At 69.9% G+C, this 25,878-nt stretch carries 26 protein-coding genes and 1 pseudogene; 18 read left to right on the top strand and 9 right to left on the bottom strand.

Annotated features, from left to right (window positions below; genetic code table 11):
* Positions 1-713 precede the first annotated feature (713 nt).
* The gene (locus KGQ19_RS19580; RefSeq protein WP_212010647.1) at positions 714-1,202 is read right to left on the bottom strand and encodes a GNAT family N-acetyltransferase; all 489 of its coding nucleotides are present in this window, start codon (positions 1,200-1,202) and stop codon (positions 714-716) included.
* A gap of 108 nt (positions 1,203-1,310) precedes the next feature.
* Between KGQ19_RS19580 and KGQ19_RS19575 the strand changes: the two genes are divergently transcribed.
* A complete protein-coding gene (locus KGQ19_RS19575) occupies positions 1,311-1,952 on the top strand; it encodes an MBL fold metallo-hydrolase (protein ID WP_212010646.1) in 642 nt (213 codons plus the stop codon).
* Positions 1,953-1,974: 22 nt separating this feature from the next.
* On the opposite strand, the gene KGQ19_RS19570 is transcribed toward KGQ19_RS19575, so the two are convergent.
* On the bottom strand, positions 1,975-2,625 hold the full coding sequence (locus tag KGQ19_RS19570; RefSeq protein ID WP_212010645.1) for a TetR/AcrR family transcriptional regulator: 651 nt from the start codon (positions 2,623-2,625) through the stop codon (positions 1,975-1,977).
* Positions 2,626-2,769: 144 nt separating this feature from the next.
* Here KGQ19_RS19570 and KGQ19_RS19565 point away from each other — a divergent pair, with 144 nt between their 5' ends.
* Together KGQ19_RS19565 and KGQ19_RS19560 are read left to right on the top strand one after the other, a co-directional pair.
* Complete coding sequence (locus KGQ19_RS19565; RefSeq protein ID WP_212010644.1) at positions 2,770-3,801, top strand: medium chain dehydrogenase/reductase family protein; 1,032 nt, start codon at positions 2,770-2,772, stop codon at positions 3,799-3,801.
* A 29-nt stretch (positions 3,802-3,830) separates the two neighbouring features.
* On the top strand, positions 3,831-4,244 hold the full coding sequence (locus tag KGQ19_RS19560; protein WP_212010643.1) for a nuclear transport factor 2 family protein: 414 nt from the start codon (positions 3,831-3,833) through the stop codon (positions 4,242-4,244).
* Between the two features lie 158 nt (positions 4,245-4,402).
* Here the strand turns inward: KGQ19_RS19560 and KGQ19_RS19555 are convergent, their stop codons facing one another.
* Complete coding sequence (locus tag KGQ19_RS19555) at positions 4,403-5,317, bottom strand: LysR family transcriptional regulator (RefSeq protein ID WP_212010642.1); 915 nt, start codon at positions 5,315-5,317, stop codon at positions 4,403-4,405.
* 108 nt (positions 5,318-5,425) lie between these two features.
* Between KGQ19_RS19555 and KGQ19_RS19550 the strand changes: the two genes are divergently transcribed.
* From KGQ19_RS19550 to KGQ19_RS19510, 8 genes and pseudogenes are all read left to right on the top strand, one after another.
* Positions 5,426-6,130, top strand: coding sequence for a succinate dehydrogenase cytochrome b subunit (locus tag KGQ19_RS19550; RefSeq protein WP_212010641.1), 705 nt, complete (start codon positions 5,426-5,428; stop codon positions 6,128-6,130).
* Positions 6,127-8,085, top strand: a complete 1,959-nt coding sequence (locus KGQ19_RS19545) for a fumarate reductase/succinate dehydrogenase flavoprotein subunit (protein WP_212010640.1) — start codon at positions 6,127-6,129, stop codon at positions 8,083-8,085. Before KGQ19_RS19550 ends, KGQ19_RS19545 begins: the two co-directional genes overlap by 4 nt.
* The gene (locus KGQ19_RS19540; protein WP_212010639.1) at positions 8,082-8,831 is read left to right on the top strand and encodes a succinate dehydrogenase/fumarate reductase iron-sulfur subunit; all 750 of its coding nucleotides are present in this window, start codon (positions 8,082-8,084) and stop codon (positions 8,829-8,831) included. The genes KGQ19_RS19545 and KGQ19_RS19540 overlap by 4 nt, the downstream gene beginning before the upstream one ends.
* A 201-nt stretch (positions 8,832-9,032) precedes the next feature.
* The gene (locus KGQ19_RS19535; protein ID WP_212010638.1) at positions 9,033-9,989 is read left to right on the top strand and encodes a chitinase; all 957 of its coding nucleotides are present in this window, start codon (positions 9,033-9,035) and stop codon (positions 9,987-9,989) included.
* Between the two features lie 223 nt (positions 9,990-10,212).
* A complete protein-coding gene (locus tag KGQ19_RS19530) occupies positions 10,213-11,529 on the top strand; it encodes a sensor histidine kinase (RefSeq protein WP_212010637.1) in 1,317 nt (438 codons plus the stop codon).
* Between the two features lie 60 nt (positions 11,530-11,589).
* Positions 11,590-12,270, top strand: coding sequence for a response regulator (locus KGQ19_RS19525; RefSeq protein WP_212010636.1), 681 nt, complete (start codon positions 11,590-11,592; stop codon positions 12,268-12,270).
* Between the two features lie 100 nt (positions 12,271-12,370).
* Positions 12,371-13,138: pseudogene (locus tag KGQ19_RS53640) on the top strand (hypothetical protein); the annotation flags it as partial.
* 806 nt (positions 13,139-13,944) lie between these two features.
* Positions 13,945-14,712, top strand: a complete 768-nt coding sequence (locus KGQ19_RS19510) for a DUF4132 domain-containing protein (RefSeq protein WP_307856456.1) — start codon at positions 13,945-13,947, stop codon at positions 14,710-14,712.
* 2 nt (positions 14,713-14,714) lie between these two features.
* On the opposite strand, the gene KGQ19_RS19505 is transcribed toward KGQ19_RS19510, so the two are convergent.
* The 5 genes from KGQ19_RS19505 to KGQ19_RS19485 form a co-directional block, all read right to left on the bottom strand.
* On the bottom strand, positions 14,715-14,987 hold the full coding sequence (locus KGQ19_RS19505; RefSeq protein WP_212010632.1) for a helix-turn-helix domain-containing protein: 273 nt from the start codon (positions 14,985-14,987) through the stop codon (positions 14,715-14,717).
* Positions 14,988-15,123: 136 nt separating this feature from the next.
* Complete coding sequence (locus KGQ19_RS19500; protein ID WP_212010631.1) at positions 15,124-15,549, bottom strand: FMN-binding protein; 426 nt, start codon at positions 15,547-15,549, stop codon at positions 15,124-15,126.
* Between the two features lie 18 nt (positions 15,550-15,567).
* Positions 15,568-16,974, bottom strand: coding sequence for a ferredoxin reductase family protein (locus KGQ19_RS19495; RefSeq protein ID WP_212010630.1), 1,407 nt, complete (start codon positions 16,972-16,974; stop codon positions 15,568-15,570).
* A 261-nt stretch (positions 16,975-17,235) separates the two neighbouring features.
* The gene (locus KGQ19_RS19490; RefSeq protein WP_212010629.1) at positions 17,236-17,904 is read right to left on the bottom strand and encodes a DUF4097 family beta strand repeat-containing protein; all 669 of its coding nucleotides are present in this window, start codon (positions 17,902-17,904) and stop codon (positions 17,236-17,238) included.
* A 135-nt stretch (positions 17,905-18,039) separates the two neighbouring features.
* Entirely contained in the window at positions 18,040-18,444 is a 405-nt protein-coding gene (locus tag KGQ19_RS19485) for a GlcG/HbpS family heme-binding protein (RefSeq protein WP_212010628.1), read from the bottom strand.
* 246 nt (positions 18,445-18,690) lie between these two features.
* Between KGQ19_RS19485 and KGQ19_RS19480 the strand changes: the two genes are divergently transcribed.
* The 3 genes from KGQ19_RS19480 to KGQ19_RS19470 are packed head-to-tail and all read left to right on the top strand — an operon-like array spanning position 18,691 to position 20,076.
* The gene (locus KGQ19_RS19480; protein ID WP_212010627.1) at positions 18,691-19,017 is read left to right on the top strand and encodes a hypothetical protein; all 327 of its coding nucleotides are present in this window, start codon (positions 18,691-18,693) and stop codon (positions 19,015-19,017) included.
* Positions 19,014-19,460 (top strand): hypothetical protein, encoded by a 447-nt coding sequence (locus KGQ19_RS19475; protein WP_212010626.1) that lies wholly within the window; start codon positions 19,014-19,016, stop codon positions 19,458-19,460. The genes KGQ19_RS19480 and KGQ19_RS19475 overlap by 4 nt, the downstream gene beginning before the upstream one ends.
* Entirely contained in the window at positions 19,450-20,076 is a 627-nt protein-coding gene (locus KGQ19_RS19470) for a TetR/AcrR family transcriptional regulator (protein WP_212010625.1), read from the top strand. The genes KGQ19_RS19475 and KGQ19_RS19470 overlap by 11 nt, the downstream gene beginning before the upstream one ends.
* Positions 20,077-20,245: 169 nt before the next feature.
* On the opposite strand, the gene KGQ19_RS19465 is transcribed toward KGQ19_RS19470, so the two are convergent.
* Positions 20,246-21,652 (bottom strand): helix-turn-helix domain-containing protein, encoded by a 1,407-nt coding sequence (locus KGQ19_RS19465; RefSeq protein ID WP_212010624.1) that lies wholly within the window; start codon positions 21,650-21,652, stop codon positions 20,246-20,248.
* A gap of 197 nt (positions 21,653-21,849) precedes the next feature.
* Between KGQ19_RS19465 and KGQ19_RS19460 the strand changes: the two genes are divergently transcribed.
* The 4 genes from KGQ19_RS19460 (at position 21,850) to KGQ19_RS19445 (ending at position 25,806) form a co-directional block, all read left to right on the top strand.
* On the top strand, positions 21,850-23,145 hold the full coding sequence (locus tag KGQ19_RS19460; protein WP_212010623.1) for an alpha/beta fold hydrolase: 1,296 nt from the start codon (positions 21,850-21,852) through the stop codon (positions 23,143-23,145).
* A 50-nt stretch (positions 23,146-23,195) separates the two neighbouring features.
* Positions 23,196-23,999 (top strand): neprosin family prolyl endopeptidase, encoded by an 804-nt coding sequence (locus KGQ19_RS19455; RefSeq protein ID WP_212010622.1) that lies wholly within the window; start codon positions 23,196-23,198, stop codon positions 23,997-23,999.
* Entirely contained in the window at positions 23,989-24,825 is an 837-nt protein-coding gene (locus KGQ19_RS19450) for a neprosin family prolyl endopeptidase (RefSeq protein ID WP_212010621.1), read from the top strand. Before KGQ19_RS19455 ends, KGQ19_RS19450 begins: the two co-directional genes overlap by 11 nt.
* A gap of 99 nt (positions 24,826-24,924) precedes the next feature.
* Positions 24,925-25,806: a hypothetical protein gene (locus KGQ19_RS19445; RefSeq protein ID WP_212010620.1), complete on the top strand. Its 882-nt coding sequence runs from the start codon at positions 24,925-24,927 to the stop codon at positions 25,804-25,806.
* The last annotated feature ends 72 nt before the right edge of the window (positions 25,807-25,878 follow it).

The raw sequence follows: 25,878 nt of genomic DNA, 5'->3' as shown, positions 1-25,878 counted from the left end.
AACGGCTTCTCTAGACAAGAACCGATGTATCAGAGGTCTCGTTCACACCACCAACCAGCCCCTTGACACCCCCACCAAAACCTTAACTACGCGGCATTGTGCCGGTGGCCGGGGGTCAAGTTCGCGCCATACGAAACCGCCGCCTACCTGCATGACCGCCGCGCGCGGACTTTACCCCCGGACACCGGTGCTGTACCCCCCGGGCTGACGACGCGACCGAGGGGAACGGACCGCACCACCCCACAAACCGCCGCCGCTGAGACTGACCCGGCCACCCTAGGGAACCGCGCTAGTTTCCCTGAGGTTGCCGAGGCCCGCCGGAGGCCCGGCTCTTCACCATGGGTTTGACTTTGATCTTGCTGTTGATCTGGCCTATGCCCTTGATCTTGCTCTTGATCTGGCCCTTTGCCCTTGTCCTGACTTGCCGGAGTTGAAGAGGCCTGAGGCGCGGCGGGGTTGTGAACACGTGAACCGGCAGCCGAGAAACACACCCACCACCCCGAACCCCGAACCGGCACAACCATGACCGAAGGCCGTAAAAATCGCCTTTCAACCCAAACGCCAACCGCAACCCGGCCCACAAACTCCAGCCCCCAACAAGCTCCACCCGCCAACGAATCCCGCCCGCCGACCGACATGTCGCGAACCACGTCACGAACCACATCGCGAACCACATCGCGAAAACTCCCCGGCAAACGTTGCCTGATACAGCACTAGATCCGGGGTGAGGGCGGCGCCTTCTCGAACCAATGGTCGGCGTACCGGCTGTCGTTGTAAGCCGGGATCTCGCGATAGCCGCACCGCGCGTACATCGCCCGCGCCTCCACCAGATCGTCCCTGGTGTCCAGGCGAATGGCCCGAGCCCCCGACTCCTCGGCCGCCTGATCCGCCGCCGCGAGCAACAGTCGGCCGCCGCCGGAGCGCCGGAACTCCGGCCGGATGTACATCCGGCTCAACTCGGCCAACCCCGCTGCCAACATCCGCACCCCGACGCACCCGGCCGCCGCGTCCCTGACCCGCGCCACCAGGAACACAGCCAGGTCGTCGTTGGGTTCATCGCGCATCGCCGACTCCACCTCACCGGCCTCGCACGGCCGCCCCCAGTACCGGCTGACCAGCTCGTCGTAGTACGAGTACAGCAAGCCGGCCGCCTCGGGCTGCTCGACCCCGGCGCGGCTCACGGTCCACGCGCCTTTCGTCATGCCGCCATCATCACGGGGCTGTCACCCGGTTAACGGCATCGGCATCGGAGGATCAGCTGGAGACTGTACAGTCCAGCCTGTACACATCAGTGGAACAGGAGCTGACCCATGCAGCTGACCAAATACGCCCACGCCTGTGTCTCGCTGGCCGGTGACCAGGGCCGGATCGTCATCGACCCGGGCACCCTGACGCCCGACGCGGCCGACGCCGTGGCGGCGGCCGAGGCGGTCCTGATCACCCACGAGCACTTCGACCACTTCGACGAGGAACTGCTCGCGCAGGCCCTGCAAGCCCGTCCCGAGCTGCGGGTGTACGGCCCGGAGAGCGTGGTCGGGCGGTGGCAGGCCCGGCGCGGGCAGGTCACCGCGGTGGCCGCCGGGGACCGGATCGCGGTGGCCGGCTTCGACATCGGCGTCTTCGGCGAACTGCACGCCATGATCCACCGCGACATGCCCCGGGTCGCGAACGTCGGCTACCTGGTCGACGAGCGCGTGTACCACCCCGGCGACGCCTACCACGTCCCGGACGCGCCGGTGGAGACGCTGCTGCTGCCCACCAGCGGGCCGTGGGCCAAGCTCGGCGAGGGCGTGGACTACGTGCGCGAGGTCGCGCCGAAGCAGGCCGTGCAGATCCACGAGCTGCTGCTCAGCGACCTCGGGCAGCAGATGACGCGGCAGATGGTGGGCCAGGGCGGGCTGACCGACGTGCCGGTGACCATCGTCCCGATCGGCGAGACGATCACCGTCTGACCCCCGGGGCCGTCGCGGACCATCAGTGGCCTGCGACGGCCTCCACCTCGGCCGCGTACACCCGCGCCGGGTCGAACCCCATCCCGCTGAAGTGCCCGGCCAGCTCCAGCGAGAGCACCCCGTGCAGCCGGGTCCAGAAGACGACGGCCCGGTGCAGCCGCTCCGGCTCGGCGGAGTACGCCGTGGCCCAGCCGGCGTCCGAGGCGGCCAGATGCTCCCCCAGCGGCGAGGCCGGCAGCGCGCCGAGTCCGGCGCCCCCGGCCGCCTCCAGCAGCTTCGTCATCACGTCGTTGGTCAGCTGCCTGGTGTCATCAGGAGCCTGATAGCCCGGCACCGGCGTGCCGTAGATCAGTAGATACCGCTGCGGGTCCTCCAGTGCCCAGGCCCGCATCGCCTGTGCCAGCCCCCTGAGATCCGCGCCGCCCGCCGCGGCGGACCGGATCGCGTCGGCCAGGCTCTGGTAGGCGTCCCGGATGAGCGCCGTGATCAGCTCGTCGCGGTTGGCGAAGTACCGGTACAGCGCCGGCCCGCTCATCCCCATCTGCTTGGCGATGGCGTTCAGCGACAGCGCGGAGGCGCCCGCGGTCGCGATCTGCTCCCACGCGTGCTGCTTGATCTCCTCCTGCACCTGCGCGCGGTAGCGCTGCCTGGGTGACTCCGTCGTTGCTCCCATGGCCGTGACCTCCTCGTCTGTCGTCTGTGCCGGCTCTGCGGACGGCGACAGTTAGAGGCTATCACCGATGCGATTGACATTCACTGAAGCGAGCTGTTATAACTTGTAACGAACGCAAGAGCTTCTACAGAAAGGGCCGCGGCCATGACGGATCAGACTCTCGTCCAGGTGGTACTGCCGGGCATCGTGGAGCCGGAAGGACTGCAGGTCCGGCACGCGGCCGTGCCGCAGCCCGGGGCCGGCCAGATCGTGATCGCCATGGAGGCGACCGGGGTCTCCTTCGCCGAGCAGCAGATGCGCCGGGGCCGCTACTACGACCAGCCCCCGTTCCCGTTCGTCCCGGGCTACGACGTCGTCGGCCGGGTCTACGCGGTCGGCGCCGGGGTGGAGCCGGGCCTGCTGGGCAAGCGGGTGGCGGTGCTGACCAAGGTCGGCGGCTGGTCCAGCCACCTGCTGGCCGACGCCCGGGACGCGGTCGAGGTCCCCGAGGGCCTGACCGCCGAGCAGGCCGAGACCGTGGTGGTGAACGGCATCACCGCCTGGCAGATGCTGCACCGCAAGGCGCATGTGAAGGCCGGTCAGACGGTCCTGGTGCACGGCGCCAGCGGCGGCGTCGGCTCGGTCCTGGCCCAGCTGGCGCTGGCGGCCGGGGCGACGGTGATCGGCACCGCCTCGGCCCGGAACCACGACGCGCTGCGCGCCGCCGGGGTGATCCCGGTCGACTACCGCGCCGACAACGTCCCCGAGCAGGTCCGCGAGCTGGCCCCGGGCGGCGTGGACGCGGTCTTCGACCACGTCGGCGGGCGCAGCGTCATCGACTCCTGGCACCTGCTCGCCCCGCACGGCACGCTCGTCTCCTACGGCACCGCCTCGACCCGCGACGACAGCGGCTCCAAGCAGTGGCCGGTGCTGAAGATCGTGGCCCGCACCACGCTGTGGACCCTGCTGCCCAACGGCCGCAGCGCCTCCTTCTTCAACATCTGGGCCGGCAAGAAGCTGAACCAGGACCGTTTCCGGGCCCGGCTGCGCGCCGACCTGACCGAGGTCTTCGCGGCCCTGCGGCGCGGCGACATCGTCACCCCGATCGCGGCCCAGCTGCCGCTGGCCCAGGCCGCGGAGGCGTTGCGGCTGGCCGAGTCCGGCACCGTCAGCGGAAAGATCATCCTGACCAACTGAACCGAATCAGAACCCGAAGGAGTGCCACCATGAACGCCACCACCCTCCCGGAGATCGCCATCGCCTGGGCCGCCGCTTGGAACGGCGGCAACGCCGGTGCCCTCGGCGCGCTGTTCACCGCCGACGGCGCCTATACTGACCACGCGATCGGGGCCACGATGACCGGCCAGGAGCAGATCTCCGGCTGGAAGGCCCGCACCGACGCGATGATCGACGACGCCGCGGTCAAGCTGGTCACCGCCTACCGTTCCGGCGACCGCGTCACGATCGAGGCCGTCTACTCCGGCCACATCAAGGGCGCGCCCACCCCGTTCGCCGTCCCGATGGCCACCCTGCTCGACACCCGCGACGACCTGCTGATCACCGCCGACCGGGACTACTACAGCCTGGCCGCCGTCCTGGCCCAGTCCGGTCTGCCCGCCGACTGGACCCCGGCTTCCTGAGCCGAAGCCTGGCCCAAAGCCTGGCCCGAACCCTGACCCGACGCCTGAGGCGACCCGACCCACCCGCGGAGCATGCCGACCGCCCTTCGGCCCGGCGCGTTCCGCGGGTTTCAGCTTGCCCGGCATCAGCCACAGCCGGCTTCGGCCGGTGCCGTGTCTCAGCTATCTGCGATGGCCGGCAAGCCGGACCCCGACCGCCCCAGCAACGTTCGCCGGAACTCCTGCGCGGCCCGCGGCAACGCCACATCGGTACGGTGCGCCAGCGCGATGGTCCGTTGCAGCGACGGCGAGACGATCGGCGTCACCCGCAGCCCCGGATCGGCGTTCCGCGCCACCATGCCCGGCACGATCGCCACGCCGAGTCCGGCCCGCGCGAACCCGAGCACCGCGTCCATCTCCCCGCCCTCGACCGCGAACACCGGCTCGAAACCCGCCGCCCGGCACGCCGCCACCGTCAGATCGCGCAGGTCGTAGCCGTGCCGGAACATGATCAGCTGCTCGTGTTCGAGGTCTGAGATCCGTACCTGCCGGCCGTCCCCCGGTGCCGGCAGGTTCGGCGCCGAGACCACGACCAGGTCTTCGCGCAGCAGCTCCTCGGTGGTCAACGCGGGCGAGGGGGACGGCAGCGGAAGCACCACCAGCGCCAGGTCCAGCGCGCCGCGCGCCAGGTCCCGGACCAGGTCGTGCGAACCGCTCTCCTGGACCAGCAGCTGGATGCCGGGATACTGCCGGTGGTAAGTGCGCAGGACGTCCGGAAGCAGTCCGGTGCACAGCGACGGCGTCGCCCCGAGGCGCACGTGCCCGCGCCGCAGCTCGGCCAGCTCCTGTACCTCACGCCGCGCCGCGTCGGCGTCGGCCAGGATCCGCCGGGCCATCGGCAGCAGCGCCTCACCGGCGTCGGTCAGCGTGATGTTGCCCCGGGCGCGCAGGAAGAGGTCCGCGCCGAGCTCGTGCTCCAGCGCCCTGATCTGTTGCGACAGTGAGGGTTGCGTCACATGCATGGCCTCGGCGGCCCGGGTGAAGTGCCGGGTCTCGGCGACCGTGACGAAGTATCGGAGCTGGTGGAACTGCACGGAGCTTGATCCTTTCCTGGTCTCGCGCCACCATCATAGGCTCTGACTATCGTCACCAGCTGATCCATGTCTTGGACCAATCGATTACCGGCTCCTAGCGTCATGGCCATGGTTACCGCAACGTGGACGGACCGACGTCCGCCTTCCCTGCGCGCGGCTTGGGACAGCTCCGTCGGCAAGAAAGCCGTCATGGCGGTCAGCGGCCTGGTCATGGTGCTCTACCTGCTGGCCCACGCGTTCGGGAACCTCAAGGTCTTCTTCGGGCCCGGCCAGTTCGACGGCTACGCGCACTGGCTGCGCACCATGGGCGAGCCCGCCATGCACTACACCTGGACGCTGTGGGTCATCCGGGTCGTGATGGTGGTGGCCGTGGTCGCCCACGTGGTGTCCGCCTACCAGCTCAGCCGGCGCGACATCAAGGCCCGCCCGGTCCGCTACGAGCACAAGCGCGGCGGCAGCAGCCACGCGACCCGGACCATGCGCTGGGGCGGGATCATCCTGCTGCTCTTCCTGATCTGGCACATCCTCGACCTGACCACCGGCACCGTGCACTCGGGGTTCCAGCCGGGCCACCCCTACGCGAACGTCGTCTCCACCTTCAAGAACTGGTACGGCGACGTCATCTACATCGTCGCGGTGCTCGCCCTCGGCCTGCACGTCCAGCACGGCTTCTGGTCGGCCGCGCAGACCCTGGGCGTGGGCAGCGTGAAGCGCGACCGCCTGATCCGGACCGCCGGCAACATCGTCGCCGTGCTGCTCACCCTCGGCTTCATCGCCGTGCCGGTGGGCGTGATGACGGGAGTCGTGAAGTGACCGCCTTCAGCGAATACACCGCCTACACCGAAGGCGACCCGATCGCCGACGCCAAGGCCCCGTCCGGCGCGGTCCAGGAACGCTGGGACACCCGCCGGTTCGAGGCCAAACTGGTCAACCCGGCGAACCGCCGCCGGCGCAAGGTGATCGTCGTGGGAACCGGCCTGGCCGGCGCCTCGGCCGGCGCCACCCTGGCCGAGGCGGGCTACCACGTCGTGCAGTTCTGCTTCCAGGACTCGCCGCGGCGCGCGCACTCGATCGCCGCGCAGGGCGGGATCAACGCCGCGAAGAACTACCGCAACGACGGCGACTCGGTGCACCGGCTGTTCTACGACACCGTGAAGGGCGGCGACTTCCGCTCCCGCGAGTCCAACGTCCACCGGCTGGCGCAGATCTCGGTCGAGATCATCGACCAGTGCGTCGCGCAGGGCGTGCCGTTCGCCCGCGAGTACGGCGGCCTGCTCGACACCCGCTCCTTCGGCGGCGTGCAGGTCTCCCGCACCTTCTACGCCCGCGGCCAGACCGGGCAGCAGCTGCTGCTCGGCGCCTACCAGGCGATGATGCGGCAGGTCGCCGCCGGCGGCATCGAACTGCACCCGCGCACCGAGATGCTCGACCTGATCGTCGTCGACGGCCAGGCCCGCGGCATCGTCGCCCGGGATCTGCTGACCGGCGCCATCGACACGCACTTCGCGGACGCGGTGGTGCTGGCCTCCGGCGGTTACGGCAACGTCTACTACCTGTCGACCAACGCCATGAACTCCAACGCGACCGCGATCTGGCGCGCGCACCGCAAGGGCGCCTACTTCGGCAACCCCTGCTACACGCAGATCCACCCGACCTGTATCCCGCGCACCGGCGACCACCAGTCGAAGCTGACGCTGATGTCGGAGTCGCTGCGCAACGACGGCCGGATCTGGGTGCCGAAGGCCAAGGGCGACTCCCGCTCCCCGGAGGCCATCCCCGAGGACGAGCGCGACTACTACCTGGAGCGTCAGTACCCTTCGTTCGGCAACCTGGTGCCCCGCGACATCGCCTCGCGCGCCGCGAAGAACGTCTGCGACGAGGGCCGCGGCGTCGGCCCCGGCGGCCAGGGTGTGTACCTGGACTTCGGCGACGCCATCAAGCGGCTCGGCCGCAAGGCGGTCGAGGAGAAGTACGGGAACCTCTTCGAGATGTACGAGCGGATCACCGATGAGGACCCGTACCGCGTCCCGATGCGCATCTACCCGGCCGTGCATTACACGATGGGCGGCCTGTGGGTGGACTACGACCTGCAGACCACGATCCCCGGCCTGTTCGCGGTCGGCGAGGCCAACTTCTCCGACCACGGCGCGAACCGGCTCGGCGCCTCGGCGCTGATGCAGGGTCTGGCCGACGGCTACTTCGTGCTGCCGGCGACGATCAGCGACTACCTCGCGCGCACCGCCGGGGCCGAGCCGGTGACCGCCGAGCACCCGGCGGCCGTCGAGGCGGTCCGCCAGACCGAGGAACGCCTGGCCGCGATCCTGGCCGTGGACGGCGACCGCACCCCCGACTCCTTCCACCGCGAGATCGGTGAGCTGATGTGGGAGCTGTGCGGCATGGCGCGCGACGAGTCCGGGCTGCGCAAGGCGCTGGCCCGGATCCCGGAGATCCGCGAGGAGTTCTGGGCGCGCATCAAGGTGCCCGGCACCGGCGAGGAGTTCAACCAGTCGCTGGAGAAGGCCAACCGGCTCGTCGACTACTTCGAACTCGCCGAGCTGATGTGCCTGGACGCGCTGCACCGCACCGAGTCCTGCGGCGGCCACTTCCGCGTCGAGTCGCAGACCCCTGACGGCGAGGCGGCGCGCAAGGACGAGGAGTTCTCCTACGTCGCGGCTTGGGAGTACACGGGCCTGGGCGAACCCCCGGTCCTGCACAAGGAACAGCTCGACTTCGAATACGTCCACCCTGCTCAGCGGAGTTACACATGAAGCTCACCCTGCGCATCTGGCGGCAGGAGAACGCGTCCCAGCCGGGCCGGATGCAGCCCTACGAGGTCGACGGCATCAGCCGCGACATGTCGTTCCTGGAGATGCTGGACGTCCTCAACGAGCAGCTGATCCTGGCCGGGCAGGACCCCGTCGCCTTCGACCACGACTGCCGCGAGGGCATCTGCGGCGCCTGCTCGCTGATGATCGACGGCCAGGCGCACGGCCCGCAGAAGAAGACCACCACCTGCCAGCTGCACATGCGCAGCTTCAGGGACGGCGCCACCATCGACGTCGAGCCCTGGCGCGCGGCTGCCTTCCCGGTGGTCAAGGACCTGGTGGTGGACCGCTCGGCGATGGACCGGGTGATCCAGGCCGGCGGCTACATCACCGCCCCGACCGGCGCGGCCCCCGAAGCCCACGCCGCCCCGATCCCGAAGCCCGCCGCCGACCTGGCCTTCGAGAACGCCGAGTGCATCGGCTGCGGCGCCTGCGTCGCGGCCTGCCCCAACGGCTCGGCCAGCCTGTTCACCGCGGCGAAGGTCAACCATCTCAATACCCTGCCGCAAGGTGCCCCCGAGCGCGAGACCCGGGTCATCGGCATGCTGGCGCAGATGGACGCCGAGGGCTTCGGCGGCTGCACGCTGACCGGGGAGTGCGCCACGGCGTGCCCGAAGGGGATCCCGCTGGCGTCGATCGCCACGATGAACAAGGAGTGGCTGCGGGCGCAGCGCAAGGCCACCCGCTGAGCATCAGGATCCTGTGACGCAGGGAAGCCCGTCGGCCGCGTGCCGACGGGCTTCGGCGTTCGGTGCCGGCGCTCGCCGCGGTGGTTTGCCTCTTGACGCCCCGCCGCGGGCTGCCTACTCTCCCGGATTGGGTTAGTAAAGTTTACTAACCCAATGTACTGCCGGAACACAGGTATCACCCCACGCACCTGGAGGATCCGCATGCCCGAAAACATTCGTAAGGCCCTGATATGCGGGGCGACAGCGTTTCTGCCCGTCGCCGTGTTCGGAGTCGCCGCGACCGCCAACGCCGCGCCCGTCGCCCGCGCCGCCGGGGCGAGCTTCCCCGCGCACTACTCCGCGCCCTACTTGCAGATCGGCTCGTCGGACGCCGGCGACATGGCCAAGGACATGTCCGCCAGCGGCGACAAGTTCTACACGCTGGCGTTCCTCACACCGAAGTCGGGCTGTACCCCCGAGTGGGAGGACGGCGGCGACTCGGTGGGCGCGTTCAGCTCCCAGATCACCGCGCTGCAGAACGCCGGCGGGAACGTCATCATCTCCTTCGGCGGCGCCTCCGGCGGTGAGCTGGCGGAGAAGTGCACCTCGGTGTCCAGCCTGGAAGCGGCCTACGCCAAGGTCGTGAGCACCTACCACGTCACGCGCCTGGACTTCGACATCGAGGGCGACGACCTGAACAACAAGACCGCGAACTCCCGGCGGGACCAGGCGCTGGCCGCGTTGCAGAAGGCGAACCCGAGCGTGCAGGTCGACTACACCCTGCCCGTGGACCCCACCGGGCTGGAGTCCAACGCCACCACGCTGCTGAAGGACGCCCACAGCAAGGGCGTCGCGGTCCAGGTCGTCAACATCATGACGATGGACTTCGGTGACGGCGAGAACGCGCTGAACGACGCGGAGTCCGCCGCGAAGGCCACCGTGCCGCAGCTGGAGTCGGTCTTCGGCGTCTCCAGCAGCAAGGCCTGGGGCATGCTCGGGCTGACCCCGATCGCCGGGCACAACGACGACAACGAGAACTTCACCCAGTCCAACGCCTCCACGCTGGAGAGCTTCGCCGCCTCGCACGGGGTGCAGGAGCTGGCGTTCTGGGAGGTCGACGGCTACGACAAGGGCACCGGCTACGCCTACTCGAAGATCTTCAACAAGATCACGGGCTAGACCGGCTCGCCCCGCCTTCCCCACCTTCCCCGCCCTCGCCCGGCCGGCTCGACAGCGCGTCGGCCAGGCGAGCGGCGATCACCTGATCCCAGCTGTGAGACCTCCACCGGCGCCCGCCGTCAACCACAGACCGACGAACCGCTCGCGCTCCACCCCACGGCGTACACGAGCAGTGGACCGCAGCACGGTGACCTGGCGCCCTTCCAACGTTACGCTGCGGCGGATGCAGACAGTCGCGATCAGGCTCATGGGCGCCGTGGGGACCGGCGTCCGGCTGCTGCGCGCCCATCCACAGGCGGTGGACGGGATCGTCGCGGCGGCGATGCTGGCCGTCAGCCTGATCTGGTTGAAACAGTATCCTTATATGGCGGGCCGCCATCTCGTCTACACCACGCAGGACACCCAGCACACCACGTACCATCCCGTCGGCGTCCTGGGCTACGCGCTGACCGTCGGGGTCTGTGCCGGGCTCGCGCTGCGCCGCCGGTGTCCGGTGCCGATGCTGTGGGCGACCTGCGCGATGGTCGTCCTGTACGCCGGGCTCGACTATCCCCCGACCACCCTCGTGTGGAGCCCGCTGCTCGTCTTCTACACCGTCGCGACCCGGCTGCCACCGCTGCGCGTCGTCCCCTACGGGTCGGCCGTGCTCGGCGTATGGATTCAGTACAGCCTGACGCTGGTGGTGCTCGCGGTCCTGCTCGCGGTGCTGCAAAGCGTGCTCGTCGTCGGCGTCGCCTGGGTCTTCGGGAACCAGACCCGGCGGCTGGCCGAGCGCAACGACCGGCTGGGCCAGCTCACCGAGCAGCTGCGCCGGGAACAGGCCGCGCGGGCCCGGGAGGCCGTGGCCGGCGAGCGGGTCCGGATCGCCCGCGAACTGCACGACGTGGTCGCGCACCACATGTCCGTGATCTCGGTGCAGACCGGCCTGGCCCGCTATGTGCTGCTCAGCGATTCGGCCACCGCCGGCCGGTCGCTGGGCACCATCGCCGACGCCACCCACGAGGCGATGCGAGAACTGCGGCGCATGCTGGCGGTGCTGCGGCCGGTCCCGGAGGACGGCGTCCCCGAGGCGGCGTACCGGCCGTCGGTCGAGCCGGCGCCGGGGCTCGCGCAGCTGCCGAAGCTGCTGGAGCGGGTGCGCGCGGCCGGTGTGGAGGTCTCGATGACGGTGACCGGGACGGCCTTCACGCTGGCGCCCGGCCCGGACCTGTGCTGCTACCGGGTCGCCCAGGAATCGCTGACCAACGTGATGAAGCACTCGCCCGGCGCGCACGCGCGGATCGAACTCGTTTATCAGAACCATGACCTGACCGTCTGCATTCGCGATGACGGCGGCCGTGTACGCTCCCTCACGGAAGGCGCTGTCGCCGTACCGACCGCCCTGGGACCCGCGGTAGCGGGCTCCGGGAACGGTCTGGTCGGTATGCGGGAACGAGCGCGGATCTACGGCGGGACGCTCCAGGCGGGACCCCGCGCGGCCGGCGGTTTCGAAGTGGTCCTGACCCTCCCGAGGGAGCAGGAGCCCGACCCGGAACCCTAGTCCGGGCCCCGCGCTCCCCCCTAAGATCACGGCCGGCGGATTCGTACCCGGGGGGTTGGCGTGATCAAGGTACTAGTGGCGGACGACCAGATCCTCGTGCGAGCGGGTCTGGCAGCGCTGCTGCGCGCGGCCCCCGGCCTGGAGGTGGTCGGCGAGGCCGAGGACGGCGAACAGGTGCTGGCCATCGCCGCCGAACAGGACCCCGACGTGATCCTGATGGACATCCGCATGCCCGGCATCGGCGGCATCGCGGCCACCGAACAGCTGGTGGCGGCGCGCGAAGCGGCCGGCCGGCAGACCCCGCGGGTCCTGATCCTGACCACGTTCGACCTCGACGACTACGTCTACGCCGCGCTCAAGGCCGGCGCCAGCGGCTTCGTGCTCAAGGACACCTCGCCGGAGCGGCTGCTGGCGGCGATCACCGTGGTGGCCAACGGCGACATGCTGTTCTCGCCGCAGATCTCGCTGCGCCTGATCGAGGCCTACACGCTGCGCGGCGAGGCGCCGGGCGGCCCGCCGAAGGACCTCGCGGCGCTCACGGCCCGCGAGATCGAGGTGCTGCGGCTGGTGGGCAAGGGGATGACCAACCCCGAGATCGCCGAGCACCTGGTGGTCGGCGAGACCACGGTGAAGACGCACCTGAATCGGACGATGACGAAGCTGGGGTTGTCCACGCGCGCTCAGGCGGTCGTGGTGGCTTACGAAGCGGGGCTGGTGGTGCCCGGCGGGCGTGGGGCCTGACCGGTCCGGTGCTCTGGCGGCCGACGTCGATCGGGCGGCCCCGTGTCAGGACCGTTCGCTACAGTCCGGCACACCGAGCCAGCACGCCGGGGAGTGATCGATGAGCGCCGCCACCACCACCGCCCAGCCGTCGGAAGACGTCTGCGAGCTGCCCGAAGCGATGCGGAGCCTCGTGATCCCCCGGCGCGGCGCCGGTACCGAACCGCCGCCGATCGACGCTCCGCCGATCGACCCGCACGCCGCCGAATACCTCGCCGCCCGGCTGCGGGAGAAGAGCGCCTGGATCGACAAGATCCTCGCCGACAGCCGGAGCGAACCCGATCTCGTCCAGGAGTTCCGCGCGGCCGACGGCGGCCTCGCCGCCGCGACCCCGCTCGCGGCGGCACTCACGGCGGCCATCGTGACCTCGCAAGGCATGCCCGGCTACAAGAACCCCGCCGGCATCATCGACGCCTGGATCGCCACGCGCGGCCTGCCCTTCGCCGTGCGGGCCGCCGTGGAGTTGTTCGGCGTCGGCGTCGAGCGGGACTACTACTCAAGGGACCCGGGGCGCCTCGTGCGCAAGGGTGCCGGTTATGAGGAGGTTCCCGAATCGCGGCGGCGTTTCGACCTCGCGGTCCGTCTGCGGCGGCATCTGGTGTCGGCGAGCGAGGAGGACTACGCGCAGGTCCGCGAGATCCTGGCAGGCGATCGGGCGGCCCGGGCCGCCTCGACGCTGTCCGACTCGTTTTCGCGTGCGCTCACCTCCTTCCTGATGCCGGAGCACGCCGACTGGGTCGAGGCCGACTTCGCCCACAGCAGCTGGCGGCCGGGGATGGATCACGTGTCCCCGTGGCTGGCGCTCAGCTCGATCACGACGGCGCAGCAGGTAGCCGCCTTCCCCGCCGTCCCGGGGCGCGCGGTGAACGTAGGCCAAGTCCTTCAAGAACCCGCAACGCTGTGGACCGCCTTCGACAGCGTCGGCAGCGGTCTCCTTCCGCTCCTGACCCTCTGGCCCGATGACCTGACGGACGCTGACACTCTGCTCGCCATCATCGCCTCCACCCCGACGGACGACGCGTTCCAGTTCCTCCTCGACAACATCGACAAGAAGTACTACGTCGCCGCGATCCAGAAGGCCGCCAAGCGTTTTCCCCGGCGCGCTCTGCGCATGCTCGCCGAAACGGCGCATTCCGGCGCGCTCCGCGATACGGCGCGCGGCCGGGTCGCCGCAACCGTGCTGCGTCGGTACATCCTCGCCAACGACGAGGCGGTGCAAGCCGAACTGGCGAACCTGGATCCGGTCGCACGCGAACTCGTCGAGAAGATCCGCCCGGCCGACGTGCCCGTCCCGGAGGCGGACGCGGACGCGCTGCCTCCGCTGTTCGTCAGCCCGCCCTGGCTGACCGCCGTCAAGCCGGCCAAGCCGGTCGTCATCACCGGTCTGGTCGCGCCGACCGGGTCGGGCCTGGTCTGGCGCGACGGTGAGCGAGAACAGTGGGCTTCCGGGGCTTCCGCGCGGGTCGAGAAAGACCCGCGCTGGACCGTCGATGGCTGGGACGACATCGCGCGGAGCATCGCCCGCCACGGCACCGCGAGCTGGTACCAGAACGGTCCCTTCGCGATATACGCGCCGGAGGAGCTGGTTCGGCCCCTCCTGCCGGGATGGAAGCCGGAACCTTTTGAGGCCGAGCTGTGGGCGAAGGGGCTGGTCGCCCGTTTCGGGGCCGAAGCAAGGATGTGCGGACGCTCGCCGCGAGCCAGATCGCCCGCTTCGAGCTCGCCATGGTCACGCAGCGCCGCTGGACGGTCCAGGAGTTCGGCGACTACTTCATCGGGCATCCGCTGCTGCGCCATGTCGTCCGCCGCCTGGTCTGGGCCACCGGCACCGACGATGGGATCGACAGCTCCTTCCGCGTCGCGGAGGACCTCAGCCTCGCCGACGTCTCAGACGGCGAATACACCCTCGCGGACGACGCGGTGGTCGGCATCGCGCATCCCCTGCACCTCGGCGCCGGGCTGGCCGGGTGGTCCGAGGTGTTCGCCGACTACGAGATCCTCCAGCCGTTCGACCAGCTCGGGCGCGCCGTCCACGCCCTCACCGACGAGGAGAAGGCCTCCGGCACGCTGACCCGCTTCGCCGGCATCGACGTCCCGACCGGCAAGGTCCTGGGCCTGGAACGGCGCGGCTGGCGGCGCGGCGCTCCGCAGGACGCCGGGGTCCAGCACTGGGTCTACCGGACGCTGCCCGGCGGCGGATCCGTGACGGTGGCCCTCGACCCCGGGATCGCCGTCGGCTTCGTCGGCGCACTCGGCGAGAACCAGCGCTTCAGCGGCGTGTTCCTGAGCACGCACGACGAGGGCGGGGTCTACCGGCCCCGGCCAGAGTCCCCGACGTTCGCCGGGCTCGACGCGGTCACGGCATCCGAACTGCTCCGGGACCTGACCGAGGTGACGGCCTAGTCTCAGGCCGCCGCGACCGGGCGCATGCCCAGCACCGGGTCCGACTGCGCCGCGTCCCACAACCTCAGCAGCGCGGCCAGGTCCCCACCACAAGCCCGCACCACCCACACCAACGCGTCACGCGGGATCGGTGCCTGCCCGGTGAAGTACCGGTGCAGCGCCGACCTGCTATACGGAACCGCGGCCTGGAGCTGGGCGAAGCTCATGCCCGCCCGCTCCTTCATCCGCTCCAACTCGGCCAGCATCCGCTCGCCATCCCTCGAACCCGCTGACATGGCAACTCCCGTCCCTGCTCCGTTGATGTGACGGTATTGCGTGACAGCCTGCTGATTCATCCTCCTGGTGACCGATCGTCCGTCAACCTGTGCAGTAGCCCCGGCCGGGCGCCCATCCCAGGTATGACGCCGCGGATCAGCCTTTGCCGGCGTCGATCGCCGCCTGCAGGGACTTCATGTAGGCGTCCGACGTGTACGTCGCCCCGGTCACCGCGTCCACATGCGCCGACTGCGCCGCGATGACTTCGCGTGCCAGCACCGAGGCCGCGCCGACCGAACGCGCCCAGGAGACGTTGTTGTCATGCGGCAGGCTGGTCGCCGCGACGCTCGTGATCCGCCCGGCGGCCATGGTGATGCGGACCTGGACGATCCCGTGCGTGATCGGGATCGGCGGCCCGGTCACGGTCATGACCGCGCTCGATCCGGTTCCCAGCGCGCTTTCCGCCGCCGACGGCGGCTTCGGGAGCAGTCCGTGCGCCGAGGTCTTGGCGGCCATCAGACCGCCCATCGCCCCCGCGGTGCCGACGATCGACAGCAGGGTCTTGATATGTGGAATGGGCATTGATTCCCTCTGACGGCGTCAGAAATCAAAGATCTCGGTGTGGATCCGGCCGCGCCGGACCCTCGCCCGGCGCAGGTTCCGGACGACGGCGGCCGCCATGCCGACGGAGCCGCAGATGAAAACCTCCCGGTCTTCCAGGTCGGGGATCAGGTCCAGGAGCCGTTCGGCGGACAGCGGATCGTTCCGCCGGCTGCCGATGGCCGGGATGTAGATGATCCGGCCGGCCGCGTTGAGCGCCTCGAGTTCGCGGGTCAGGACCAGGTCGCCGACCGTGGAGGCGCGCTGGATGAAGACGATGTCGTTCCGGCGGCCGTGCATGGTCTCCACGATCGCGCGCAGCGGCGTGACGCCGATGCCGCCGCCGATCATCACCACGCCGTGCTGGCGTCGCAGGACGCTGGTGAAGGCGCCGTAGGGGCCGTCCAGCAGAACCCTGACTCCGGGCCGCAGCCGTCGCTTCAGCCGGTTCGTGTAGCCGCCGACGCACTTGAACGTCAGGCGCAGCGTGTCGGCGTGCGGCGCGGCGGACAGCGAGAACGGATGCGCCTGGTACCAAAGGCCTCGGCTCAGGAACCGCCACCGGAAGTACTGCCCGGCCTCGGCCCTGAGTTCGGCGACGTACCGTCCGGTGATGTAGACGCTCATCGCGTCCGGCCCGATCTCCTCGACGCGCGTCACCCGGAACCGGTGCCGTCGGTTGTTCAGGGCCGGGATCACGATGCGGTACGTGAGGATCAGCGCCGCGACGGCCGTGTGCACCCCCACCCACGCCTCGGCGGCCCAGGGGTTGCGGGTGAACTGTGCGCCGAGGGTGATCTGGTGCCAGAACGCGGCGGCCGCGGCCGGATACATCAGCAGGTGGATCGAATGCCAGCCCTCATAACCCAATCGCCGCCGGATGGAGCGGGCCGACGTGAATCCGGCCAGGAGCATCACGAGGAAGCCGATCGTCGCGGCGAGGACTCCGGGATAGGTCCGCAGAATGCTGACAAGCACGGTCGGCGGCGGCTCGTGCACGCTGACCGAATACGCGGCGACCACCAGACCGGCGTGTGCGCACAGCAGCAACACCAGATAGCCGCCCAAGCTCCGGTGCGCGGACACCAGCCACGAGCCCAACCGGTGTTCCAGCCACGGCAGCCGGGCCATGAGCACGATCTCGATCAGCAGCAGGTACGCGCCGACCAATCCGGTGATCTGGGCCAGCATGACGAGGTAGTCCGGCAGCGACTGGAGCCGGTCGGCGGGCGTCTGCCGCCACCACAGGGCCAGCAGACCGGCGACGCCGGCGGCCAGCAGCACCATCAGCGCGGCCGAGAGCGGCCGGCGGGGAAGAAGGGGGAGGCTGTGGCGCCAGTCCCGCTTGGGCATCGCCCACTCGGGCTCGTTCGGCACCTCCACCCCGGCTGACCAAGCCTGGACCACCTTGGACGCTCCCTCACATAGGTGTGGTGCCTCAAGATGTCACGCCGGATCCCGATGTCAGGGCACGTTTGTTCTAAGCTTTCTCAACGCTTTTCTCAAGCTTTACGGTCTCCGGCGCGGTGTCGTACCGGCCCGAAAACGGCCGAGGCCGGGCGGAGCGACAGCTGCTCCGACCCGGCCGCGTACCCGAGTGCCCATCCTGTTCGGTTCACTCTGTTCCGTTCACTCGGCATCCGGCTGGATACCGTTCGCCTGCGCACCTCAGCGGCTGCTGGCCGAGATGTCGCCGCTGGAGGTGGTCGCCTTGATGGTCAGGGCGGCACCGGCGCCGTCGGCGTTCCGCAGCGCGTTGTCGACCCGGCCGTAGCCGGTGCTGGCGTCGAGCGTGCCGGACACGCCGGGGGCGGCGGTGACCGACAGGTTGCCCATACCGGTGGTCAGCACCACCGCGCCGGAGACGGCCTCGGCGACGGTGATGTCGCCCTTGCCGTTGGTGATCTCCGCCGGGCCGGTCAGCCGGGCCACGGTGACGTCACCGGTGTGCGCCTTCAGGTGCGCGCTGCCGACCTCGTCCAGGGCCACGGTCTGGTAGCCGCCGTCGAAGGCCACCTCGCCGAGGCGCCCGGTGCTGTGCAGCTCGGCCGCACCGGCCCGGCCCTCGAAGCGCGAGCCGGCCGGCAGCGAGATCGTCACGTCCAGCGAGCCGGAACTGCCCAGGACCTTGTTCGGGTCCGCGGTCGCGATCCGCAGGACGCCGTCCTGGAACTCGACCGTGGTCTTCTCGACGGCCTTCACGTCCCGCTTCTTCGAAGCGTCGGACGGCAGCACCTCGACGGTGGTCTCGGCACGCTCGCCGGCGATCAGCCGGATCAGCCCCGCCGGGATCTCCAGGACGACGGAGACCGGGTTCGGGGTGTCGAACTTCTGCATGATCTGCTCCTTGGCGATGGTCGGCGGGCCCGTCCGGCCCGCTCTCACATCTCCAATATCGGGGCCCGTCCTGACACGGCCCTGACGCCTCCCTGACAGCGCCGCTGACACCGCTGACACCGCTTTCGCCGCTGCTCAGGCAGCAGTCGCGGCGGCGGCGATCCGGTGGTCGTCATCGGAACCGGGCGCCCCCGAGACCCCCAGCGCGCCGATCACCCGGCCGTCGACCCGGATCAGCACGCCACCGCCGTAGGGCACCAGCGACCGCGCCCCGGCCAGCACCAGCCCGGTGCCGAACAGCGGCCCGCCTGGCTGGATCGCCGGAGTCAGGTCGCCGCTGTCGCCGCCGATACTGACCGCGGTGAAGGCCTTCCCGATCGCGGTGTCGATGGTGATCAGATTCGCGCCGTCGGCGCGGGCGAAGGCGACGAGGTTGCCCCCGGCGTCCACGACCGCGAGCGCAACGGCCAGCCCGCGCTCCTCGGCCCGGGCCCGGGCGGCGGCGATGACGGCTTCGGCCTGCGACAGGGTGATGTTCACGTGGCTTTCCTCTGCTGCTTCGCGGGGTGCCGGGCGGCGGTCCGCGGGTTCCCCTCCAGGCTGGCCGCTCTCGGCGACGCGTGGGGAGAGGGTGCTTGACCTGGTGGCACGAACACCAGCCGCACACCGCGTCCGGCCCGCCGCAGGTCCCATCCCGCGCTTTCCGCCAGCCGGAATGGCGCTCACCATACACTCGTATTAGAGTGACCCATACGAGCGTATGAAGGGAGCGGGGAGATGTTTCGCATGGCAGAACTGGCAGGCCTGTTGGCCCCTGTGGCGGGAGCCGCGATGGTCCTGTACTACCGACGCCGCCTGGCCGGGGCGTTCAGCTGGGCCTTGGCCGCCGCGCTGGTGGCGCTGGCCGGCTCGCTGGTCGGGGCAGTGACCAGTCGGGTGATGTGGCTGGGCGGGGCGGATGAGGTGACCGAGCACATGGAGCTCGGGGCCGGGATCCGCAATGTGCTGCTTGCGCTGGCCTGGTTGCTGCTGATGGTCGCGGCCTTCCGGCGGCCGCAGGGTCGGACGCGAGCAGGTTCGCAGCCGCGGACGAGCGGGCAGGCGCGGCGATGAGCGGGTCGACGATCTTCGCCGCCGGCGAAGTCGGCGTCATGCTGCTGGCCGTGGTCGCCATGGTGCTCGGCGCGCGCCTGGCCAAGCGCTACCGGTCTGCCGGATCGGCCCTGGCCGCCGGCGGCGTAGCCTGGCTGCTGGCGGCGGCCGTGTACTGGCTGCAACTCGGCGCGATCCTCCCGGCCCTGTCCGGAAAGGAGCACGAAGGAGCCAGGCTGGTCGTGAGCATCCTCGGCGACTCGGTCTACTTCGGCCTCGGCGGGATCGGCCTGCTGCTGGCGTTCTTCGCCGTGGTCGCGGACCGCGGCGGCGGCGCCGGCACCGGAAGCGGCGGGGACGGCTTGCGCGAGCCGAACGTCGTGGCGCGCCGGGTCGCGGCCCTGGCATGGCAGCATTACCAAGCCGGCAAGCAGCGGGAAAGGGAACGGCGCAGTGGCCTCTGACAGCACCAAGGCGGGCGGCCGGGGCTCCCTGGCCGCCGACCGCCGCACGGAACTGCTCGACCGCCTCGCCGAGGTGATCGCCGAGAACGGTATCGAGGGTGTCAGCATCCGTACTCTCGCCAGCCGCGCGGACGTCTCCATCGGTACCGTCCAGTACTACTTCGCCACCAAAGACGAACTGCTCCGCGCGGTCTGGCTCCACGTCCGCGAACAAGCGGCCCGCGACTTCCTCAGCACCGACTTCACCGAACTCGCACCCATCGATCGCCTCGACCGGCTGGTCGGACTCCTCGTCGCCCCCGAAGCCGACGACCGCCTCGCGCGGGTGTGGCTGGCACTGGTGGCGCGCGCGGCCCACGACCCGGCGATCGCCGCACTCCACCGGGGACAGTGGCTGGAGACCGAGGGCGTGCTGGCGCGGGCGCTCGCGGCGGCGAATCCGGCGCGGGCGGCCGAGCCGGGCGATGAAGTGGTGGACGCGGCGGCTGAACTCCTGGCGCTGCTCGACGGTCTGACCATCGCGGTCCTCACCGAGCCCGAGCGGATGCCGGCCGCGCGCGCGATTCGGATCGCACGCGCGTGGACTGGCGCCTGGTGTGCGGAGTATCAGCCCTAGACGAGCCGGCGCAGCAACAACTGGACCGCATCGCACCTGCCCAGCCATCTGCGGTGCCGCGCGTTGCCCGCTGGACCCGCATCGCACCTGCCCAGCCATCTGCCGCGCCGCGTGTCGCCCGCTGGAGCCACGCCAGCGCAGCGCTCAGCAACCGGATCCAGCCAGCCGCTCAGCCCTCGCTCGTCGCACCGTGCACAGCCCGATGCACCGCATCCAGCGCCGGAATCACCGGCGGCGGAAGCGGCGCGGCGCCGAGTGTCGTCGTGCCCGGCCGCGCCATCCCCATCAGCCCGTTGCGATACGCCGCCACCGCCTCGCGCGTCCGCCCCTGCCGGTCGAGCAGATCGCCGAGCAGCCGCGAGGTGTCGGCCAGGTCGCCGGTGACATCGGCATCCTGCTGAAGCTCGATCGCCGTGCGGTAGTGCCGTTCCGCCGCCACGTCCTCGGCGCCTTCGCTGATCAGGCCCAGTAGCCGGTGCGCCGCCGCGGCGTGCACCGCGCCGTGTCCCGGACCGAGGTCGGCCACCAGCCGCGTCAGCAGCTCCCCGGCTTCGGCGGCGTGTCCCAGGCGCCAGCGGACGTCCGCGAGCTCGACCTCGACCTGCACGGCGTAGAACGCGGCGTCCGCGGCGCGCAGCATGCTCGCGGCCGTACGCAGCTCGATCTCGGCGTCCGCGAGGCGTTCGTGCTGGGCGTACAGATAGCCGCGCATCCAATGGCACTGCGCGAGTTCGGCGCGTATCTCCCACTGCTGATACACGTCCTGTGCCTTGACCAGCGCGGCCTCGGCCTCGTCGAATCGGCCGCCGGCGGCCAGGGTCCGGGCGACCGAGCGGTGCAGCGTGGCGACCGCGACCGGATCGGCGACGCGGGCCGCCAGATCCAAGGCGAGCGTCGCGGCCTTCGTGGCCCGCTCCAGCGCGCCCAGCTCCAGGTAGGGGCCGATGACCGCGGCGTACAGCAGCACCAGCGAAGCCGGATCCGGCAGCCCGCCGCCGTTCAGCTCGCTGATAGTGCTCTCCAGCAGATAGCAGGAGTAGCGGACGTCGCCCTCGAGGTAGTGCGCGGTCGCGCGGCCGCGGATGGCGCGCACCCGCGACAACAGCGGCTGGTCGGCCAACAGCGCCTCGGCCTGCTCGAACTGGTCCCGGCCGGCGGTCAGCTCGCCTCGGCGGAGCAGGAACGAGCCGAGCGTGACACGCACCTCGGCGACCAGGTCGGGGACGTCGTTGCGCGCGGCCCGATCCAGCAGGTCGGCCAACAGCGCCTCGGCTTCGGCGGCGCGGCCGTCGTCTGCCGCCGCGTTCGCCTCCACCAGGCCCTCACGGATCTCCGCACGCAGCCCCGCGGGTATGCCGGTCGCCAGTTCCTCATAGCTGACCGCCAATCGCTCGGCGAAGTAACGCAGCGCCGCCTCCGAGGCACGGGCCTTGCCGGCTTCCAACGTGGAGACATAGGCCGCGGTGTATCCGGGTTCTGCCAAGGCGCGCTGGGTCAGGCCGTGCCGCGTGCGCAGTTCCTGGAGGCGGGTCCCGATCTGGCCTTGCGTCTGTTGGCCGTCGCCGGACAGGGGCATCGCGCCGCTCCTCCTCTTCCCTCTCTCGGATTCCGATCTCGGACTCCGACCGAAACATGGCTGCTCAACGGACTCCTACCACGCACTCCCTACCACGAAGCCGTGGCGGGGGTCTTGCGGCATCCGGCTGAGTGCCCTAGCTTAACCATCACTCTAAATGGAGTTACTGCTTCATTTAACTAGGGGGGTGAGGTGCTGTGCCATCGGGGATCCGGCTGACCGACCACCTGTTCACGGTTCCGCTGCACCACGACCGCCCGGGCGGGGAGCAGATCGAGGTCTACGCCCGCGAGGTCACCGCGGACGAGACGCGGCCGTGGCTGGTGTACCTGCAAGGCGGGCCCGGGCACCGATCGCCTCGTCCGCTTCCGGCCGACTTGGCGAGCGGCTGGATCAGCCGCGCGCTGAAGGACTACCGGGTGCTGCTGCTCGACCAGCGCGGCACCGGCCGCTCCACGCCGGCCACGCGCCAGACGCTGCCGCCGCGCGGGAACGCTCGTCAGCAGGCTGAGTACCTTGCGGCGTTCCGGGCGGACTCGATCGTGCGCGACGCGGAGTTCATCCGGCGGCGGTTGACCGGTGGCGCTCCTTGGAGCGTGCTGGGTCAGAGCTTCGGCGGGTTCTGTGCGGTCAGCTACCTTTCGACGGCTCCCGAAGGGCTCGCAGAGGTCTTCATCACCGGCGGACTGCCGACGCTGGAGGGGGACGCGGACGACGTATACCGCGCTGCCTATCCGCGGATGGAGGACAAGAACGCGTTGTTCTACCACCGGCATCCGGAGGACGTGCAGACGGCGCGGGCGATCGCCGAGCACCTGCGGGAGCACGAGACCGTGCTGCCGGACGGGACGCTGCTGACGGTCGAGGCGTTTCAGTCGCTGGGGATCGTGCTCGGGACCACCGACGGTGCGGAGAAGCTGCACTACCTGCTGGAGGACGCATTCGTGCAGGCGCCGACCGCAGCGCGGCGGCCTGAGCTTTCGGATCGCTTTCAGCGGCAGGTCGAGTCGGCGCTGTCGTTTGCCGAACGGCCTTTGTACGCGGTGATGCACGAGGCCACTTACGCGCAGGGTCCGGAGGCCACGGCCTGGGCCGCCAGCCGGGTGCGCAAGGAGTTCCCGCGCTTCGACGCCGAGCAGGTGCTGGCGCAGACGGCGGCTCCGGTGCTGTTCACCGGCGAGACGATCCACCCCTGGCACTTCCGGACCGATCCGGCGTTGCGTCCGCTGCGGGATGTGGCCGAGGCGATTGCCAGGCGTGAGGACTGGGGGCCGCTGTATGACGTCGGCGTGTTGGCGGGAAACAGCGTCCCGGTGTTCGCGACGGTCTATACGGACGATCTGTACGTCGACACCAAGCATTCGCTCGCGACCGCCGATGCGATTCGGGGGCTGACTACTCGTGTGACCGATGAGCACGAGCATGACGGCCTCACATCCAGTGGCACGGATGTGCTTGATCGGTTGTTGGGTATGGCGCGCGCGGCGCGCTGACTATTCGCTTCACAGTCCGGTTCACATCGACTTCGTTTCGAGGTACACGCATGCCTTTTGGAGCTTTTCGCGGCCATCTCAGAACTCGAATAGGCACTGTCGGTGCGGCCGCCGCGGCGACAGTGGTGGCCGCCGGCACGGTCGTCGTACTGCCTGCCGGCAGTGCTCAGGCGGCAACGTGTTGGTACGGGTCCTGCTTCAGCTATGTCACCGGTCGGCAGTACACGAATACCACCGGCGCTTCGGTGACGATGGAGCAGGAAGCGCCTGGGGGCGTCGCGGCAGACGGTCATTCCCTGCAAGAGCTTTCGCTACAGACGTCTAGCGGTACGGCTTCCGGGGACACCATCGAGATCGGGTGGAGTGTCGATCCGGGGACCAACGGGGACTATCAGCCGCATCTGTTCGTCTATCACTGGATAAACGGGCAGTCGACTTGTTACAACGGCTGCGGATTCGTTCAAGTGTCTTCGACGGTCCGGGCCGGAATGGCTTTGACCCCCGGTACGAGCGGAGCGTTCGCGCTTCGGTACTACGAGGGCAACTGGTGGGCGTACTACAACGACGTCGCCTTCGGGTACTTCCCCGGATCCGAGTGGGGCGGTTCCTTCACCAGCGCTCAGATCGTGTCGGCGTTCGGCGAGGTGGCCGCGGACAAAGCGCCCAGCTGCACGCAGATGGGCGACGGCGTTTTCGGCAGTCAGGGCACGGCGGCGTCGTCGATCTCCGACTACCAGCTCATGGGGTCGGCTGATCAGCCGAAATTCACTGTCACGGCCAGCGATCCGGACTCGTATGACTACGGGTCGGTGACCGGGACGTCTTTCACTCTTGGGGGTCCTGGTGTTTGTTAAGTGGCGCGTCGGCTTTGTCTCGGCGCTTGCTCTCTTCTCGGCGAGTCTGGTCGGTGCTCCGGCCGGTGCCGTCGCGGGCTCGGGGGTGGCCGTGCCGGCGGTGCCGACAGCGGCGTCGGCCGCGGCCAACAGCGGTCCCGTCTGCTGGTACGGCGCGTGTTACGACTACGTCAGCGGCCATCAGTGGACGAATACCACCGGCGTCAGCGTTCTGATGAAGGTCGACGCGCCGATCGTCAACCCGGCGCAGACCGGCGAGCACAGCCTGCAGGAGATCGCGCTCCAGAACACCGCGCGGACCTCGACCGTCGAGATCGGCTGGACCGTCGATCCCGAACTCAACGGCGACGCAAAGCCGCACCTGTTCGTCTACCACTGGGTCGACGGTCAGGAGAGCTGCTACAACGGCTGTGGATTCGTGCAGGTCTCGCACCGGATCCGGCCCGGCATGGCGCTGCGTCCGAACGAGGCGGCACACTTCGCCATCCGCAACATCGGCGGCGACTGGTGGGTCTTCTTCCGCGATCAGCCGGTCGGGTACTTCCCGGGCGCGCTGTGGAACGGGACGTATCAGAGTGCGCAGTTGGTGTCGGTGTTCGGCGAGGTGGCCGAGAACACCGCCGACACCCCGAGCTGCACGCAGATGGGCGACGGGCGCTTCGGCAGCACAGGCGGCTCGTCCTGGATACGGGACTACCGCATCGCCGGGACGACCGACGCGCCGGAGCTGGCGGTCAGCGCCACCAGCCCGAGCCGGTATGACGCCGGTCAGGTGACGGCGACTTCCTTCCGGCTCGGTGGGCCCGGGACCGGTGCCTGCGGCTGAGGCCGTTTTCTAAGACGCCTTTCACACCGCCTACAGCCGAAGCAAATGAAGGGACTACAGCCTGGAGACACAGTCAGCTCATGAAGGGGATTGTTCAGTATGAACGACTTCTACCCCAGCGACGCGCAGCCCGGCGGTCCCGAGAGCGGTGGTCCCGAGAGCGGCGGCCAGCCGGGCGGTGCGGCTCCAAGACAAGGCTTCTTCGCACGCAGGCGGAACGTGGTCGTCTGCGCGGGCGTCGCGGTGCTCGCGGTGGCCGGCGTCGCGACCGGCGTCGCTCTGACCTCCGGGTCGTCGGGCAGTGGTTCGACGACTGCTTCCAGCGGGCAGAATCAGCCGCCGTCCGGCGGCGGTGGTGCCGGCGCGCCCGGCATTCCCGGTGGTGCCGGCGCGCCCGGCATTCCCGGTGGTGCCGGCGGCGGCCAAGGATCCAACGCCCGCTCGACCAACGAACCGGGCGGCACCTCCGGCACCGTCAGCAGTGTGTCCGGCTCCGGCTTCACCGTCACCACGACCGTCGGCTCGCAGCTCACCGTCACCGAAAGCCAGACCACCGGCTACCAGGACGCGACGAGCGGTACCAACACCGCCACCTCGGCGAACGCCGTCACGGCCGGCGCGGGAGTCCTCGTGGTCGGCACCGTCGACGGCACCACGATCACCGCGACCCAGGTCACCGTCGAGCCCAAGGGCAGCCCCTACACCACGGCCTCCTCGGACGTCACCGCGATGCAACGCGGGCAGCAGAACACCTCGAAGACCTACGGCACGATCCCCACCGACTACACCGAGGGCCAGGGCACGATAGTCGACGCCGCCACGGCCGACCAGGCGGTCGTCACGGCACTGGCCAAGTACCCGGGCGGATTGGTGGACCGGGTGGTCAAGTTGCCTGACGGGGACTACGAGGTGCACGACATCGGGACCTCCATGCACCACATCTTCGAGGACTCGAGCTTTCAGGTGATCGGGGCGGACTAGAGCTGTGGCAGGCAGCCTTCGCCCCCGCCCGGCGGGCAGACGTCTTCTGGCTCTGTATTGTCCCCCGCGCGC

This window comes from Catenulispora pinistramenti, from assembly GCF_018274385.1.
GTDB classification, from domain to species: domain Bacteria; phylum Actinomycetota; class Actinomycetes; order Streptomycetales; family Catenulisporaceae; genus Catenulispora; species Catenulispora pinistramenti.
Note: the sequence above shows the minus strand (reverse complement) of the source record. Positions and strands in the feature narration are given on the sequence as shown.